The 14,980-nt window shown below is 72.2% G+C and carries 12 protein-coding genes; 3 read left to right on the top strand and 9 right to left on the bottom strand.

All coding sequences use genetic code 11. The features are described 5' to 3' along the window. From VN520_RS36935 to VN520_RS36925, 3 genes are all read right to left on the bottom strand, one after another. Positions 1-837, bottom strand: an 837-nt coding sequence (locus VN520_RS36935) for an amidase family protein (protein WP_325751330.1), incomplete at its 3' end; no start/stop codon positions are given. 186 nt (positions 838-1,023) lie between these two features. Beyond that, positions 1,024-1,383 (bottom strand): hypothetical protein, encoded by a 360-nt coding sequence (locus tag VN520_RS36930; RefSeq protein ID WP_325751329.1) that lies wholly within the window; start codon positions 1,381-1,383, stop codon positions 1,024-1,026. A gap of 398 nt (positions 1,384-1,781) precedes the next feature. After that, positions 1,782-2,825 carry a saccharopine dehydrogenase family protein gene (locus VN520_RS36925; protein ID WP_325751328.1) on the bottom strand — a complete coding sequence of 348 codons (1,044 nt, stop codon included), beginning with the start codon at positions 2,823-2,825 and terminating at the stop codon, positions 1,782-1,784. A gap of 129 nt (positions 2,826-2,954) precedes the next feature. Here VN520_RS36925 and VN520_RS36920 point away from each other — a divergent pair, with 129 nt between their 5' ends. Then, a complete protein-coding gene (locus tag VN520_RS36920; protein ID WP_325751327.1) occupies positions 2,955-3,890 on the top strand; it encodes a helix-turn-helix domain-containing protein in 936 nt (311 codons plus the stop codon). Between the two features lie 32 nt (positions 3,891-3,922). Here the strand turns inward: VN520_RS36920 and VN520_RS36915 are convergent, their stop codons facing one another. The 5 genes from VN520_RS36915 to VN520_RS36895 form a co-directional block, all read right to left on the bottom strand. Further along, a complete protein-coding gene (locus VN520_RS36915) occupies positions 3,923-4,924 on the bottom strand; it encodes a TIGR03842 family LLM class F420-dependent oxidoreductase (protein WP_325751326.1) in 1,002 nt (333 codons plus the stop codon). Between the two features lie 322 nt (positions 4,925-5,246). Next, the gene (locus VN520_RS36910; RefSeq protein WP_325751325.1) at positions 5,247-6,131 is read right to left on the bottom strand and encodes an ATP-binding cassette domain-containing protein; all 885 of its coding nucleotides are present in this window, start codon (positions 6,129-6,131) and stop codon (positions 5,247-5,249) included. Beyond that, a complete protein-coding gene (locus VN520_RS36905; protein ID WP_325751324.1) occupies positions 6,128-7,960 on the bottom strand; it encodes a dipeptide/oligopeptide/nickel ABC transporter permease/ATP-binding protein in 1,833 nt (610 codons plus the stop codon). Before VN520_RS36905 ends, VN520_RS36910 begins: the two co-directional genes overlap by 4 nt. Further along, positions 7,957-8,898 carry an ABC transporter permease gene (locus tag VN520_RS36900; protein WP_325751323.1) on the bottom strand — a complete coding sequence of 314 codons (942 nt, stop codon included), beginning with the start codon at positions 8,896-8,898 and terminating at the stop codon, positions 7,957-7,959. The genes VN520_RS36905 and VN520_RS36900 overlap by 4 nt, the downstream gene beginning before the upstream one ends. An 85-nt stretch (positions 8,899-8,983) precedes the next feature. Further along, positions 8,984-10,513, bottom strand: coding sequence for an ABC transporter substrate-binding protein (locus tag VN520_RS36895; protein ID WP_325751322.1), 1,530 nt, complete (start codon positions 10,511-10,513; stop codon positions 8,984-8,986). 223 nt (positions 10,514-10,736) lie between these two features. Here VN520_RS36895 and VN520_RS36890 point away from each other — a divergent pair, with 223 nt between their 5' ends. Then, positions 10,737-11,393, top strand: coding sequence for a TetR/AcrR family transcriptional regulator (locus VN520_RS36890; RefSeq protein ID WP_325751321.1), 657 nt, complete (start codon positions 10,737-10,739; stop codon positions 11,391-11,393). Here VN520_RS36890 and VN520_RS36885 read toward each other — a convergent pair. After that, positions 11,383-12,312 carry an SGNH/GDSL hydrolase family protein gene (locus tag VN520_RS36885; RefSeq protein WP_325751320.1) on the bottom strand — a complete coding sequence of 310 codons (930 nt, stop codon included), beginning with the start codon at positions 12,310-12,312 and terminating at the stop codon, positions 11,383-11,385. The two genes, VN520_RS36890 and VN520_RS36885, sit on opposite strands and share 11 nt — an antisense overlap. Positions 12,313-12,621: 309 nt before the next feature. Here VN520_RS36885 and VN520_RS36880 point away from each other — a divergent pair, with 309 nt between their 5' ends. After that, entirely contained in the window at positions 12,622-14,943 is a 2,322-nt protein-coding gene (locus VN520_RS36880; protein WP_325751319.1) for a glycoside hydrolase family 3 C-terminal domain-containing protein, read from the top strand. Positions 14,944-14,980: the final 37 nt, after the last annotated feature.

Raw genomic sequence — 14,980 nt, 5'->3', positions numbered from 1 at the left:
AGCCCGCAGGCAGAGGCCGATGCGCAGCCTGCCCGGGTCGCGGCGGGCCGCGGCGGACGCGTCGACGGCGGGCGGCCGGTGCGGGTCACGGGGGTGCGGTCCGGCTGCGGCGTCCAGGAGAAGGGCGGCGTCCGCGACGGTACGGGCGAGGGGGCCGTTGACCGTGAGGCCCTGGAAGGCGTCGCTGCGGGGGTGGACGGAGATCCGGCCGCGCTGCGGTTTGATTCCGACGAGATGGGTCCAGGCGGCGGGGATGCGGATGGAGCCCGCACCGTCCGAACCCAGGGCGGCCGGGACGAGCCCGGCGGCGACGGCCGCCGCGGAGCCGCCGGACGACCCGCCGGGCGTGTGCGCGGTGCTCCAGGGGTTGCGGGTGATGCCGAAGGCCGGGCCTTCGGTGAAGGCCCACTGCCCCAGCTCGCAGGAGTTGGTCTTGCCGACGACGACGGCCCCGGCGGCCCGGAGCCTGCGGACGGCCTCGCTGTCGTCGGTGGCGGGCGGCAGCGCGCCGTCGCAGCCGAAGTAGGTGGGCATGCCGGCGACGTCGGTGTCGTCCTTGACGGCCACCGGCACCCCGAGCAGCGGGAGCCGCTCCCCCGCTTCGAGCCGCCGGTCGGCCTCGGCCGCCTCGGCGAGCGCGGCTTCCGTGCGCAGCTGCCGGAAGGCGTTGAGGGTGTGGCGGCTCGCCTCGATGCGTGCCAGCGCCGCGCCGACCAGCGCGGACGAGGTCGTCCGGCCCTCGGCGAGCTCCCGGGCGCAGTCCGTGAGGCCGGGCTGTACGGGCCGATCCGTCGGCCTGCTCGGCCCGGTCCGCTCCGTGGGGTCTGCTGAGGACATCGCCACCGCCTCTTCGCGTCCGCCGGGGCACCGGCTCCCGGGGTCCGCCCGGAGTCCGCCCGGGCGGGTCTACTGGAGAGTAACGAGGCGTGGGGACCCGCTCAAGCACGCCGCACGAGGATCGGGATCCGTCTCCCACCGCCCTGCGGAGGGCCCTGCGGGAGACGGGCGTCCGACGACGGGGGACTACGGCCGCACGTGGATCTCGCCGATCCCCGTGCCGAGGCCGGCGCAGTGGGCGGTCGACTGCCCGGAGGCGCCCGGCCGCAGGGTGACGTGCTCACCGTCCACGTCGGGGGACCAGCCGCAGACCAGGTGCACCCAGAAGGTCTGCGTGGTCGAGCCGTTGTTCCTGCAGAGCGCGTAGCCGGTGTAGTCGTCGATCGCGTGCTTGCCGGTGTCGCACGACAGGCCGGGCGGGATGGCGGCCACGGGCGCGACGGCCACCGCGGCGGTGGCCGGGACGGCCAGTGCGACGGCCAGGCCGACGGCTGCGGCACTCCGTGCCGGCGTGCGGCCGGCGGTCCTCTTGAACAGCTTCTTCATGTCTCCCCTTTGATTCCGGTCGGGTTCCGGTGAACTCCAGGGCAGCTCTCCCCCACCCTCCGTAGCCGAAAACACCGCCGAACCTCACCCTCCGTACATCGGGCCCCCGTGCACGCAACCGTGCGCGGGCGTACGCCCGCCGACTGGGGTGAATCTCCCCCGCACAGACCCTGACCAGGGATGTTCGCGAGGGAGCGGCTGCGGCCGGACGGCGCGTCGCGAGGAGTTGCGGAGCCTGCGCACCAGGGCGCACCTTCCGTCAGCGGTGGCCCGGCGGCGCACGCGGACGACGGCCCCGAACCGCTCCGCACGCGGCACGGGGCTCCTCCGGCGGGTCGCGCCGGCGGGAAGCCGGCCGTCGCGGGGCGCGCGCCCGCCGGCTGGACGGACCGAACGGGTCAGGCGAGCTGCTCCTGGCAGTGCGGGTCGAACGCGATACGGGGGGCGAGCGCCCGCAGGAAGTCAGGGGCATCGAAGATCTCGCCGGCGGAAGCGACGCCCACGGCCTGGACGCGGCCGGTGAGGACGCGGTCGAGGGCTTCGACGACGAGGGGCGCGGTGATGGCGTAGATGTCCTGGCCGGCGGCTGTGGCCCTGCGTTCGGCGCCACCCGAGCGGACGACGACGTCGACGAGGAAGGTCTGGCCGGAGCATCCGCTCCCGTCGGCGGCGGCCGGGGCCGGTGTGTCAGGGGCGGCGACATCGCGGGCCGCCTCGGCGTTCATGTAGGTGGTCACGTCGGGGATGGCCAGATGCTGGGGGACGGTCACGACGTCCGCCATGGTGAACTCCGCGACCACGGAACGGCGTCCCACCGGCTCCGGGAAGGTCCACTCCGCGGTGGGCGCGGCATCGGTGCGGCGCTCCCACTGTCCGCCGCGGTAGCGCAGGCGGAAGTTGCCGCGCCGCTCGCGGGAGACCGCGCCCGACAGCCGGGTGCCGGCGGTGGGGTGCCAGTCGCTGAGCGCGTAGGCGATGTGGGCCTCGTCGGCCGAGGTCCAATCGCCCATCGCCGCGGTGGCCAGCAGGTCGCCGAGACCACCGAAGAACGCCATGGCCGGGACGATCACGGCTCCCGCGTCCCGGGCCCGCTCGCGGAAGTGCGCGAAGGTGTCGAGGTTGGCCTCGATCTCGGCGGCCACATCCAGGTACGGAACCCCGGCCCGGAGCGCGGCTTCGATCACCGGGCCGGTGGTCGAAGCGAACGGGCCGGCACAGTTGATGACCGCCGCCGCACCGGCCAGGGCCCCATCCAGCGAGGCCGGGTCGTCGACCGACGCCGTCCGGGCCTCCAGCCCGTACTCGTCGGCCAGTTCACCCAGCGCCCGCGCGTTGCGCCCGGACAGCACCGGGACGAACCCGCGCGCGGCGAGTTCCGCGACCACGAACTGTCCGGTGTGACCGTACGCACCGAACACCGCCACCAGCCGGCCTGACTCCATGTGACTGCTCCCGTGTACTCGATCGTCCGCTGCGATGCCGATCCGCCGGCGGCCTGACACCCCCATCCTGTCCCTCCGGCCAGGCCCCGCGCGATCGTCGGAAACGACATGTCACATACACTTTCGGACATGCATCGCGTCGCGCTGGTCGTCACCGAAGGCATGCTCCACTACGAACTGTCCGTGGCCCTCGAGGTTTTCGGAGCCGACCTGACCCACGTCGTGGACCCCTGGTACGACTTCGCCCTCTGCGGACCCGGCCCGGTGCGCATCGGCCGCTTCCGCCTGGAGCCCGACCACGGACTCGACCACCTCCCGCGGGCGGACACCGTGCTCGTGCCCGGCTGGGCCGACACCGGCCGCGAACCTCCGGCGGAACTGGTCGACGCGGTGCGCGCGGCCCATGCGGCGGGTGCCCGGGTGGCCTCACTGTGCACCGGCGCCTTCGTCCTGGGTGCCGCCGGCCTGCTCGACGGGAGGCGCGCCACCACGCACTGGGCCCACACCGGGGAGCTGGCCCGGCGGCACCCGGCCGCCACCATCGATCCGGACGTCCTCTACGTCGACAACGGCGACGTCCTCACCTCGGCGGGCAAGGCCGCCGCCATGGACCTGTGCCTGCACCTGGTCCGCCTCGACCACGGTTCGGCCGGCGCCAACAAGATCGCCCGCCGCCTGGTCGTCCCTCCGCACCGCGACGGCGGACAGGCCCAGTTCATCGCCACCCCCGTCCCCGGGCCGGCCGATCACCCCCTCGACGAGCTCTTCCCCTGGGCCCTCCAACGCCTCGACCAGCCCCTCACCGTCGAGGACCTCGCCCGCCGGGCCGGTCTGAGCTCACGCCATCTGGCCCGCCGCTTCAAACACCTCACCGGCACCACGCCCCTGCAGTGGCTCCACATCCAACGCATCCGCCGGGCACAGGAGTTGCTGGAGACCACGGATACCACCGTCGACGCCGTCGCCGAGGCCGCCGGAATGGGCACCGCCACCACCCTGCGCCGCCACTTCCAGCGCACCGTCGGCGTCCCGCCCGACACCTACCGCCGCACCTTCCGCCCCTGAAGGAACAGTTCCGGGGAACCGGCGGCGAGAGGTCAGGCGGTCAGTGCGGGGATGACCGTGGAGCCGTAGGCGTCGATGGTCGCCTCCCGCGCGTCGTGCATGTTGTAGAGGGCGAACTGGTCGACGCCCAGTTCGCGCAGGACCCGGAGCTTCTCGATGTGGGCCTCGGCCGGCCCCAGCAGACAGAAGCGGTCCACGATCCCGTCGGGGACGAAGGCGGTGTCCGGGTTCCCGGTGCGGCCGTGATGGCTGTAGTCGTAGCCGGAGCGCCCGGCGATGTACGCCGTGAGGGCCTCGGGCACGAGGCCGGAGTGCTCCCCGTACCGGGCCACGAGGTCGGCCACATGGTTGCCGACCATGCCGCCGAACCAGCGGCACTGTTCGCGGGCGTGATCCAGGTCCTCACCCACATAGGCGGGCGCGGCGACACAGACGGTGACGGAGTCCGGGTCGCGTCCGGCTGCGGCGGCCGCGTGGCGCACCGCCTTGACCATCCACTCCGTGAGGTAGGGGTCGGCCAGCTGGAGGATGAAGCCGTCGGCCTTCTGCCCGGCCAGCGCGAGGGCTTTGGGGCCGTACGCGCCCATCCAGACGGGCAGTCTGCCGTCCTTCACCCACGGGATGCGGACCGGCTGTCCGTCGATGACGGCTTCCCGGCCCTCCGCGAGGTCCCGGATCACCTCGATGGCCTCACCCAGTTCGGCCAGCGTGCCGGGCTTGCGGCCCGCCACTCTCATCGCGGAGTCCCCCCGCCCGATGCCGCAGACGGTGCGGTTGCCGTACATCTCGTTGAGCGTGGCGAAGGTGGAGGCGGTGACCTCCCAGGTCCGGGTCCCCGGGTTCGTCACCATCGGGCCGACGACCATCCGCTCGGTGTGCTCCAGGATCCGGCTGTGGATGACGAACGGCTCCTGCCACAGCACCGCCGAGTCGAAGGTCCACCCGTAGCGGAACCCGTTCCGCTCCGCGCGGCGCATGAGTCCGACGACGGCCGAGGCGGGCGGGTCGGTCTGGAGGACGAGTCCGAAATCCATGACAGATGCTCCTGCTCGAAGTACTGGCACATGGCGCGCGGGTACGGATGCCGTGGCCGGACCGGCGGGCGAGCCGCCCGCCCGCGTACGCCGGGCGGTCGGCGCGCGGGCGGAAGGGCGGCGGGCGGTGCCCTCGGCGACGTCCTCCGGGCAGAGCTTTCCACATCGGGCAGCCCCCGGCCTGCTGCCACGGCTCATGGGACGCGAGTCGCGGAGGGACAATCCTGGACTGCTTCCCGGGCTTTGGGAAGGGGGAGTCTACGCGCGGAGCGTCCGGACGCGCGGAGCGCGGCCGGCGGGTTCCCGGAGCCTGACCGGTGGATCAGCCCTGGTTCACCGCCGGTGCGCCGGTGCCCCGGCCGAGCAGGGCCGCCGACTCCCTGCGGCGCCGCTGCTGCGTGACGTCGGCCACGGGAGCGGAGAGCATGAGAGCACGGGTGTAGGGATGCCGGGGACCGGTGGTGACGGCATGGGCGTCACCCGTCTCCACGAGGGATCCGCCCTTGATCACCGCCACCCGGTGGCTCATGAAGCGCACGACCGAGAGGTCGTGGGTGACGAAGAGGTACGCGACACCCGTCTCCTCCTGGATCTCCAGCAGCAGTTCGAGGACCGTCCGCCGGGTGGTCAGGTCGAGTGCGGACACCGGCTCGTCGCAGATCACGAGCCGGGGGTGCAGCGCGAGTGCCCGGGCGATGGCGACCCGTTGGCGCTGGCCCCCCGAGAACTCCCGGGGCAGACGGCCGGCCGCGTCCGACGGGAGGTGGACCCGCGCGAGGAGGTCGCCCACCCGGCCGCGCGCCTCGCGGGCGCCCATACCGTGCCCCAGGAGCGGCTCGCTGAGCGTGTCCCCGATGGTGAGGGAGGGGTTCAGGGAGGTGTACGGGTCCTGGAAGACGACCTGGAGGTCGCGGCTCAGCTCACGGCGGCGTGAAGGCCCCGCCGTGTCGATGCGCTCACCGTCGAACGTGATGCTCCCGGAACGGGTGGGGACGAGCCCGAGGACCGCGCGTCCGATCGTCGTCTTGCCCGAGCCCGACTCGCCGACCAGCCCCAGGGTTTCACCCGGTCTGATGTCGAGGGACACCCCGTTGAGGACCTCGGTCCGCGGGGCGCGCCATCCCTTGCCCGGATAGGAGACGTGGAGATCCCGGATCCGCAGCAGGGCGTCGGGGAGGGCGGATGCGGTGGTGCCGGTGTCGGTCATGCGGTGGTCTTCCTCGCCTCTCGGGGCTGCCAGGGCTCCCGGGCCGGGGCCTCGTCGAGAACGGCGCCGAGCAGTGCCCGGGTACAGGGGTCCTGAGGGGAGCGGAGTATCCGATCGGTGGTTCCGGTCTCGACGATCCGGCCGTCGCTCATCACGGCCACGCGGTCGCAGAGGTCGGCCACCACCCCGAGGTCGTGGGTCACCAGCAGCACGCCCAGGCCGCGGTCCTGCTGGAGCCTGCGCAGCAGACCGAGGATCTCGGCCTGGACCCGGACGTCCAGCGCGGTGGTGGGTTCGTCAGCGATGAGGAGGCGCGGATCGCAGGACATCGCGCCGGCGATCAGGACGCGCTGGGCCATTCCGCCGGAGATCTCGTGGGGGTACAGCCGCATCGTCCGCCCGGGGTCGGGGATCTCCACCAGGCGCAGCAGGTCGAGTGCCCGGACAGCTGCCTCCTTGCGCGAGATGCCGAGGACGTGACGCATGGGTTCCATGAGCTGGCTGCCGACGGTGAAGGCGGGGTCGAGATTGCTCATCGGCTCCTGCGGGACGTAGGCCACGGTGCCTCCCCTCAGCGCGCGGTGAGCGCGCTCGGGCAGACCGACGGTCTCCTGTCCCTCGATCATGATGCTGCCCGAGCCGATCCGGCCGCCCTCGGGCAGGATCCCGAGCACCGAGAAGGCGGTCTGGGTCTTGCCGGAGCCCGACTCCCCCACCAGGCCGACGATTTCACCGGGGTGGACATCGAGGTCGATGCCGTGCACCACTTCTCTGCCGGTGCCGTCCGGGCGGTCGTAGGCGACGGTGAGACCGCGGACCGACAGGAGCGCGGCCGCTTCCGACGGCCTGTCAAGGACCTCGGGCGCCGGGGAGGCCGTCCGGGTGCGGGGCCGTCCGCGGCGCCGTCCGGCCGGCTCGCCGCCGCGGTCCTCCAGTACGTCGCGCAGCGCCCCGGCCAGCAGGACGAGACTGCCGTTGGTCAGGCCGAGGGCGAGTCCGGGCCACAGGATGAGCAGGGGTGCGCGCTGGATGTTCTGGAACGCCTCGTTGAGCATCGCTCCCCAGGTCGCCGCCGAACCGCTGCCGACGCCGAGGAACTCCAGACCGGCCTGGAGGCCGATGGCGATCCCTGCGACGAGGGCCACCTGGATGATGAGGGGGCCGCGGACGACGATCAGGATGTGCCGGGCGACGATGCGGGTGTCGGAAAGCCCCGACACCTTGGCGGCGTCGACGTAGAGCTCCTTGCGGACGTTGGCGACGATGCCGCGGACCAGCCTGAAGAAGCCGGGGGCCACGAGCACCCCGAGCACGATCATCAGCACGAGGACGTCGGGGCCGAGGATGGCGCGGGAGGCGAGGAGCACCACCATCGCGGGCAGCGCCATGACGAGGTTGACGGCCCAGTTGGCGACGGAGTCGAACCGGCCGCCGTAGTAGCCCGCGTACAGTCCGGACGGCACGCCCAGGGCGAGCGCGATCGCCAGGGCGACCACCGCGCCGCCGAGTGTGCTGCGTCCGCCGTACAGGATGCGCGAGAGGATGTCCCGGCCCGCGGAGTCCATGCCCATGGGGTGTGCTCCGTCGGGCGCGGCGAACGCGTCGCCGAGCGAGGAGACGTCCGGGGCCTGCGGTGCGAGCAGGGGTGCGAGGACGACGGCGACGACGAGCAGGAGCAGCACTCCCGCGGAGACCGCGCCGAGCGGGTTGCGCAGGAGCCTGCGCAGACTGCCGTCCGCCGGGGGCGCGGGCCGGGCGGTGGAGGTGCCGGGGGCGGGCGCGGACGGACGGGGACCGGTGGGCACGGCGGCCGGGAGGTTCTCGCTCATGCGGCCCTCGCCTTCGGGTTGAGCCAGCCGATCATGGTGTCGACCAGGAGGTTGATCAGGACGACACCGATCACGGTGAACATGACCAGCGCCATGATCACGGGAATGTCGCCGCGGGTGGTGTACGTGACGGTCATGCTGCCGATACCGGGGAGGCCGAAGATCTGCTCCACGAGCACCGCACCGCCGAGCAGGCCGACGAACTGCATGCCGAGGACCGAGAGCGCCGGTGCGGACGCGTTGCGCAGGACGTGCCGGAAGACGATCCGGGAGGTGGGCAGGCCGCGGGCGCGCAGGGTACGGACGTAGTCCTGGCGCAGTACGTCGACGACCGCGCCCCGGACCTGCTGCGAGACCCCCGCGACGGAGGCGACCGCGAGGGACAGGACCGGCAGGGTGATGGTGGAGAGCCACCCGCCGGGCGATTCGGTGAACGCGGTGTACCCGATCGCCGGGAACCAGTTCAGGTTGACCGCGAAGACCAGCACGATCACCAGGGTGACGAGGAAGCCCGGCAGTGCGTATCCGATCACCCCGAGGACCTGGACGAAGCGGTCGGCCGCACCGCGCCGGACACCCGCCCAGACGCCGAGCAGGAACGACACGACGGTGGTGACGAGCGTGACCCCCAGCGTGAGGCTCGCGGTGACCGGCAGCCGGCCCGCGACCGCGGTCCCGACGTCCTCACTGGTGAACCAGGAGGTGCCGAGGTCGCCGCGGACGGCGTGCGCCAGCCAGTCGGCGTACTGCGTGAGGACGGGCCGGTCCAGGCCGAGCGAGGCGTTCTTGGCGTCGACGGCGGCCTGGTCGGCGCCCTGGCCGAGGAGCTGCCTGCCGACGTCCGCGTCGGGGACCGACAGCAGCAGGTAGGAGAGGAAGGAGATGACGACCAGGAGCACGGCCCCCGCCGCGATCCGTCGGGCGATGAATTTCAGCATGGCACTCGGTATCTGTTCGGCACTCGGTTGTCCATGGCCGGCCGCCGGGGGCTGTCGCACCTGGCCGACGGCCCCCGGCAGGGCCTCATGAGGCGGGGGCGTAGTTGTATATCGACGGCACGGCCATGCCGGACTGCGGAGTGATCTCCACCGTGCCGTCCGAGACGTGCAGGTAGGACATCCGGTAGAAGGGCACGAACCAGCCCTCCTGGACCAGGTGTGCGTTGAGCGCCTTCGCGGCCTGCTCCGCTTCCGCTCCCGTGCCTGTCTGGATCTGCGGTATCAGTTTGCGCACCGTGGCGTCCGTCGTACCGAACATGTTGAAGGCACCGGGAGTGACCAGCTCGTTGACGACGACCCAGTCGGAGGAGGACTGCCCCATGTTCATGACCATGCCGGAGTAGGCGCGGTCGGTGAAAACCTTCTGGACGGCCGAGCCGCCGTCGAGGTCGTCCCAGACCAGATCGACGCCGATGGCCTTGAAGTCGGTGGCGAGGGAAGCGGCGAGGGCGTCGTTGACGATCGCGGCGATCCGGGGGAGCTTCAGCGTGAAGCCCTTGGGGTGGCCCGCCGCCTTCAGCAGGCTCTTGGCCCTGGCCGGATCGTGGGAGTAGTACGTGTCCAGCTCCGGGTCGTACCCCTGCGTGCCGGGGCCGAAGACCTGGCTCGTGGCCTTGCCCCTCTTCTGCCGGATGGTGGAGAGCATCGTCCCGCGGTCGATCGCGAGGTTGAGGGCCTGACGGACCCGGGGGTCCTTGAGCGCGGGGGTCAGCCGGCCGGCCCGGTCGAACAGCAGCAGTCCCTGGAAGTCGAATTCCTGCTCGGTCGTCTTCACCCGGGGGTCGGCCTCGATACTGATCTGCTGGTCGGCGTTCTGCAGGAGGGCCGCGTTGACCTGGCCGGTCCTGATGCCGTTGACGATCGCGGTCTCGTTGTCGAAGAAGCTGATCGTGAGGTTCTCGTAGGGCAGCTTCTCGCCCCAGTAGTCCTTGTTGCGCTCGTAGACCCACTTGGTCCCGATGGTCGTCCTCGCCTTGACGAGACGGTAGGGCCCGGTGCCGTCGGGGGTGGTCCTGAGGCTGTCGGCCTTCGCGAACTTCGCCGGGTTGGCCATCAGGCCCGCCGCGTCACTCAGGTAGAACAGCATGGCCGGGTTGGCCTGCTTGAGCCGCAGGATCACGTGCGTGGGGTCCACGACCTCGACCGTCTCCAGGTCGTTCAGCCACTTCGCGTCGGCGCCGCCGCCCTTCTTGAAGTGCTCCATGTTCGCCTTGACGGCCGCCGCGTCGAAGGCGGTGCCGTCGGCGAACTCGACGTCCTCGCGCAGGGTGAGGGTGAGCTCGGTGGCGTCGTCGTTGTACGTCCACCCGGTGGCGAGCATGGGGCTGAACTCACCGTCCGGCTCCCGCTTGACCAGGGTGTCGTAGGTGGCCTGGAAGAACGGCAGCGCGCTGCCGACCGCGTGCGCGGGGTCGAGGCTCTGCGGGAAGCTCAGCGTGGCGATGTCCAGCTGCGAGCCGCCGGAGCTCCTGGTGCCCGGGCCCGCGCATCCCGCGAGGGCGAGGGAGATCGCCAGGGCAGCGGCGAGAGCCCCGGTCCGAGTGGTTCTGCTCATGAGATTCGCTCCGTCTGGAGGGCCGGGGAAGGACGTCCCGGGTGAGAGTGGCGGTGAGCCTACACACGGAATCAACCAGTTGGTAGGTTTTTACGGGGAGAGTTCATCCGCCTGGTAAATTCCTGGGGCGCATGACGAATTCGCAGGTCAGGGCAGGCATGGTGAGCCGACCGTGCGAGCGGTGGGGTGGACGGCCGCCCCGCGACGGCAGGAGGCCGCCGAGGTGAACGACCGACCCGAGGACGCCCCGCAGCGCCGGTCGAAGGGTGAGCGCACCCGCGCCCGCATCCTCGACTCGGCGGCGGAGCTGTTCTCCCGCACCGGCTTCAACGCGGTCTCGCTGCGCGACATCGCCGCGCATGCGGGGATGACCCACGCCGGGCTGCTCCACCACTTCCCCGGCAAGGAGGCCATGCTCCTCGAAGTGCTGGCGCGGCGGGACCGGACCGACGCACGGACCGTCTTCCCCGGCATCGTCCGGCCGGGAACACCGGCCCGGGCGTCCGACCGCCTGCGCGGCCTGGTCGACCTGGTGGTGCGCAACAGCCGTACGCACGGCATGGTCGCGCTCTACACGAAGCTGTCGGCCGAGGCGACCGACCCCGGCCACCCCGCGCACCACTACTTCAAGGAGCGCTACCGCGTCGTCAGGGCGGAGCTGACCGAACTCGTCGGGGCGCTCCGGGCCGAGGCGGATCCTCCCGCCGACGTGGAACCCGCCGTCGTGGCCGTCCAGTTGCTCGCACTGATGGACGGCCTCCAGACGCAGTGGCTGCTGGAGCCCGAGGCCGTGCCCATGGAGGCGCTGGTGCGCGCCTTCCTGGCCGGGCTCGGACTCGCCCCCGACGACGGGGCGGGAAGAAGCCCCGTCAGCGCGTGAGCGTCGCGAGTGCGGCATCGGCCGTGCTTCTGTGCCCGGCGGCGTTGGGGTGGAACCCTGCCGCTTCCGCCGTGTCCCCGGGCTCGATCCAGCGGACGCCCGCCGGCTTGCACACGTCGTGCCCGACGGAGGGCGTGTACGCGTCCACGTACACGTCCTGCCGCTCCTCCGCCTGCTGCGCGAGCATGGAGTTGAGCTGCTTCTGCTTGTCCCTGATCCACGGGAAGTCCCCGGTCGCGAGGGGCACCGTCGCCCGGCACGCCGTCCCGTCGTCGGGGAAGATCGCGGGATATCCCACCACCAGCACCCTGGCCTGCGGTGACCTGTCGTGGATCTGCGCCAGCACCGACGCGACCCCGGGGGCCGTGGAGGCGATGCGGGAGCCGATCTCGTCGGTGCCGAGCAGCGTGTAGCTGGTTTTGCAGGGCGCGCCGTACGGGGCCAGCTGGCCGAGGACGACACAGCGCGTGAGGATCCCGGTCAGATCGAGGTCGTTGCCGCCGATGCCGAGGGTGACGAGGGTGGTGTCGGGTTCGAGCGCGTCGAGCTGCGGGGGCACCGTCTCCTGCGGGTTCGTCATATGGCTGGTGTCCGCCCCCGCGCAGGTGGCGTCGGTGAACGACACCGCGCCGAGCTCCGCAGCGATGAGGGAGGGATAGTTCCTGGCCGAGCGGCCGCAGGTCACGTCGGTCTGTTCGGGTATGCCCGGTCCGGAGCTGAAGGAGTCGCCGAGTGCGACGTACCGGACGGCCTCCCGGTCTCCCGCACCCTGGCGTTCCTCCGCCGGGCCGGCGGTGGCGGAGGCGGCGGAGGCGGCCAGCGCCGCCATGACGGTGGCGGCGGCGAACGTGACGCGTGCCGCCCGGCGGAGGGGACCCAGGAGTGTGTTCCGTGCATACGGCTGACTGACAGGAGGCATGACCGTTCCTCGTTTCGTTGCTGGAAAAGAGGCGCGGCCTCAGGACGGGGTGCACTGCACGTCCCGGAGCGGCGCTGCTCGAGCGCGAAAACCGTACGTTGAACGGTTTCTAGTCGTCAAGGGGTCCCGCAGCGGTCACGACGCCGTGCGGCGCCCCCGTCCGCCGTACGGCTGACGCGAGGGCGCGAACCCTTGACGTCCAAAACCGATCAATTTACGGTTTTCAGATCGCGCGGTCACCGGACCGGGCCCGCCCGACCGGCCGGATGCCGCCACACCGCTTCTCCCGCCCCGACCCTTAGGTGCCGCATGACCCAGCAGACCCCGCCTCCCCCGGCCGTGGAACCGGCCGCTCCACGGCTCTCCCTCGCCGAGAAGGCATCCCTGACCAGTGGCGCCGGTGACTTCGTCACGACGGCCGTTCCGGATGCGGGGATCCCCGCCGTCACCCTGTCCGACGGTCCGCACGGGCTGCGGCTCCCCAAGGAGAGCGGCGACGGGGGCCAGGTGGATCTCCACAGCGCCGCACCGGCCACGTGCTACCCGCCCGCCGTGGCGCTCGGCAGCAGCTGGGACCCGGAGCTCGCCCGCCGTGTCGCCGGTGCGCTGGCGGACGAGGCGACCGCGCACGGGATCCGTGTGCTGCTCGGACCGGGCATCAACATCAAGCGGTCCCCGCTGTGCGGACGGAATTTCGAGTACTTCTCCGAGGACCCGCTGCTCACGGCCGAACTGGGCGGCGCCATGGTCCGCGGACTCCAGGAGTCGGGCGTCGGCGCGGCACTCAAGCACTACGCGGCGAACAACCAGGAGACCGACCGCATGCGCGTCAGCGCCGACATCGACGAGCGGCCGCTGCGCGAGATCTATCTGCGGGCCTTCGAACGCATCGTCCGCCGCGACCGCCCCTGGTCCGTCATGTGCTCCTACAACGCGGTCAACGGCACTCCCCTGACCGAGAACACCCGGCTGCTCACCGGCATCCTGCGCACCGAGTGGGGCTTCGACGGCATCGTGATGTCGGACTGGGGCGCCGTACGCGACCGGGTGGCCGCCCTCCGCGCCGGACTCGACCTCCAGATGCCGGGCACGCACGGGCGCACCGACGCCGAGGTCGTCGCCGCGGTGACGGCGGGAGAGCTCCAGGAGTCGGTGCTGGACACCTCCGTCGAGCGCCTGGCCCTGTTCGCCCGGAGGGCGGCCGGGGGCGGACGGCCCGGCGGCCGCATGCCGGCCGAGGAGCACCACCGTCTCGCCGGGGAGGCCGCCGACCGGTGCGTCGTACTCCTCAAGAACGAAGGGAACGTCCTTCCGCTCGACCCTTCGAGGGGCAGCGTGGCCGTCATCGGCGAGCTGGCACGCACGCCGCGCTACCAGGGTGCGGGCAGCTCCCAGGTCACCCCGACCCGGCTCGACACACCTCTGGACAGCCTGCGTGGACTGGCCGAGGGCACCCGCGTCGACTTCGCCCCCGGCTACACGGTCCCCGGTGGCGCGGCGGACGCTCCGACGGCGGACGCCGCCGGTGCGCTGAGTGACGAAGCCGTGCGCCTGGCGGCCGGCTGCGACACCGTGGTCGTCTTCCTGGGCCTGTCGGCGGCCGATGAGTCCGAGGGCTTCGACCGCGGCCACATCGACCTGCCGGACGGTCAGCTGCGGCTGCTGGAACGCCTCGTCGCGGCGAATCCGCGCGTCGTGGTCGTGCTGTCCAACGGCGGTGTGGTGCGCACCGCCCCCTGGCACGACACCGTGCCCGCACTGGTCGAGGGCTGGCTGCTCGGCCAGGCGGGAGGCGGTGCGCTGGCCCGGGTGCTCTTCGGCACCGTCAACCCCTCCGGCAAACTGGCCGAGACCGTCCCGCTGCGCCTGGAGGACTCGCCCAGCCACCTCTCCTTCCCCGGAGAGGAGGGTCACGTCCGTTACGGCGAGGGCGTGTTCGTCGGGTACCGGGGGTACGACGCGGGGGCCCGCGAGGTCGCCTTCCCGTTCGGCCACGGGCTGTCGTACACGACGTTCTCCTACTCCGGCCTGCGCGTCGTACAGACCGGGGACACCTTCTCCGTGACCGTCACCGTCACCAACACGGGTGCGCGCCCCGGACGCGAGGTCGTCCAGATCTACAGCAGCGGCCCGCCCGGGTCCGCGGTCGCCCGTCCCCCGAGGGAACTGCGCGGTTTCGCGTCCGTGACCCTCACCCCCGGTGAGAGCCAGGAGGTGTCCGTCGAGGTGGCGCGCGGCGAACTCGCCCACTACAGCGCACGCGAGGGCGCGTGGCGGGTCGAGGGCGGCGACTACGGCATCGAGGCCTGCGCGTCCTCCCGCGACATCCGGCAGTCGGCCGTGATCCGTGTGGAAGGTGACCCCTCGGGCATCGCGCTGAGCGGCCGCAGCACGGTCGCCGAATGGCTGAACCACCCGGTCGGGGGGCCGCTGCTGATGGAGAGGTTCCTGGCCGCCCGCGCCGAGGCGGGGGCTGCTGCCGGCGCCATGGAGGACCCGGTGATGGCCCGGTTCCTCGCCGGGATGCCCCTGGAGGTGATCGCCGAGTTCCCGCAGAGTCCGGTGGGGCCGGACGGGGTGGCCGAGCTGACGGCGCTGGCTGCCGCCGGCGCGCCTCCCGGGGGCGCGTGAGATGGCGGGGCGCCCGCAGGGGGACGGGAGCGTGCGG

Source organism: Streptomyces sp., assembly GCF_035563135.1.
GTDB lineage: Bacteria > Actinomycetota > Actinomycetes > Streptomycetales > Streptomycetaceae > Streptomyces.
The sequence above is the reverse complement of the archived record's forward strand: the minus strand, read 5'-3'. Positions and strand labels throughout refer to the sequence as shown.

Coding starts and splice junctions, on each gene's coding strand:
- VN520_RS36920 (WP_325751327.1), top strand. CDS start 2,955: ATGCATCGCGTCGCGCTGGTCGTCACCGAAGGCATGCTCCACTACGAA.
- VN520_RS36900 (WP_325751323.1), bottom strand. CDS start 8,898: ATGCTGAAATTCATCGCCCGACGGATCGCGGCGGGGGCCGTGCTCCTG.
- VN520_RS36925 (WP_325751328.1), bottom strand. CDS start 2,825: ATGGAGTCAGGCCGGCTGGTGGCGGTGTTCGGTGCGTACGGTCACACC.
- VN520_RS36885 (WP_325751320.1), bottom strand. CDS start 12,312: ATGCCTCCTGTCAGTCAGCCGTATGCACGGAACACACTCCTGGGTCCC.
- VN520_RS36895 (WP_325751322.1), bottom strand. CDS start 10,513: ATGAGCAGAACCACTCGGACCGGGGCTCTCGCCGCTGCCCTGGCGATC.
- VN520_RS36905 (WP_325751324.1), bottom strand. CDS start 7,960: ATGAGCGAGAACCTCCCGGCCGCCGTGCCCACCGGTCCCCGTCCGTCC.
- VN520_RS36910 (WP_325751325.1), bottom strand. CDS start 6,131: ATGACCGACACCGGCACCACCGCATCCGCCCTCCCCGACGCCCTGCTG.
- VN520_RS36880 (WP_325751319.1), top strand. CDS start 12,622: ATGACCCAGCAGACCCCGCCTCCCCCGGCCGTGGAACCGGCCGCTCCA.
- VN520_RS36930 (WP_325751329.1), bottom strand. CDS start 1,383: ATGAAGAAGCTGTTCAAGAGGACCGCCGGCCGCACGCCGGCACGGAGT.
- VN520_RS36915 (WP_325751326.1), bottom strand. CDS start 4,924: ATGGATTTCGGACTCGTCCTCCAGACCGACCCGCCCGCCTCGGCCGTC.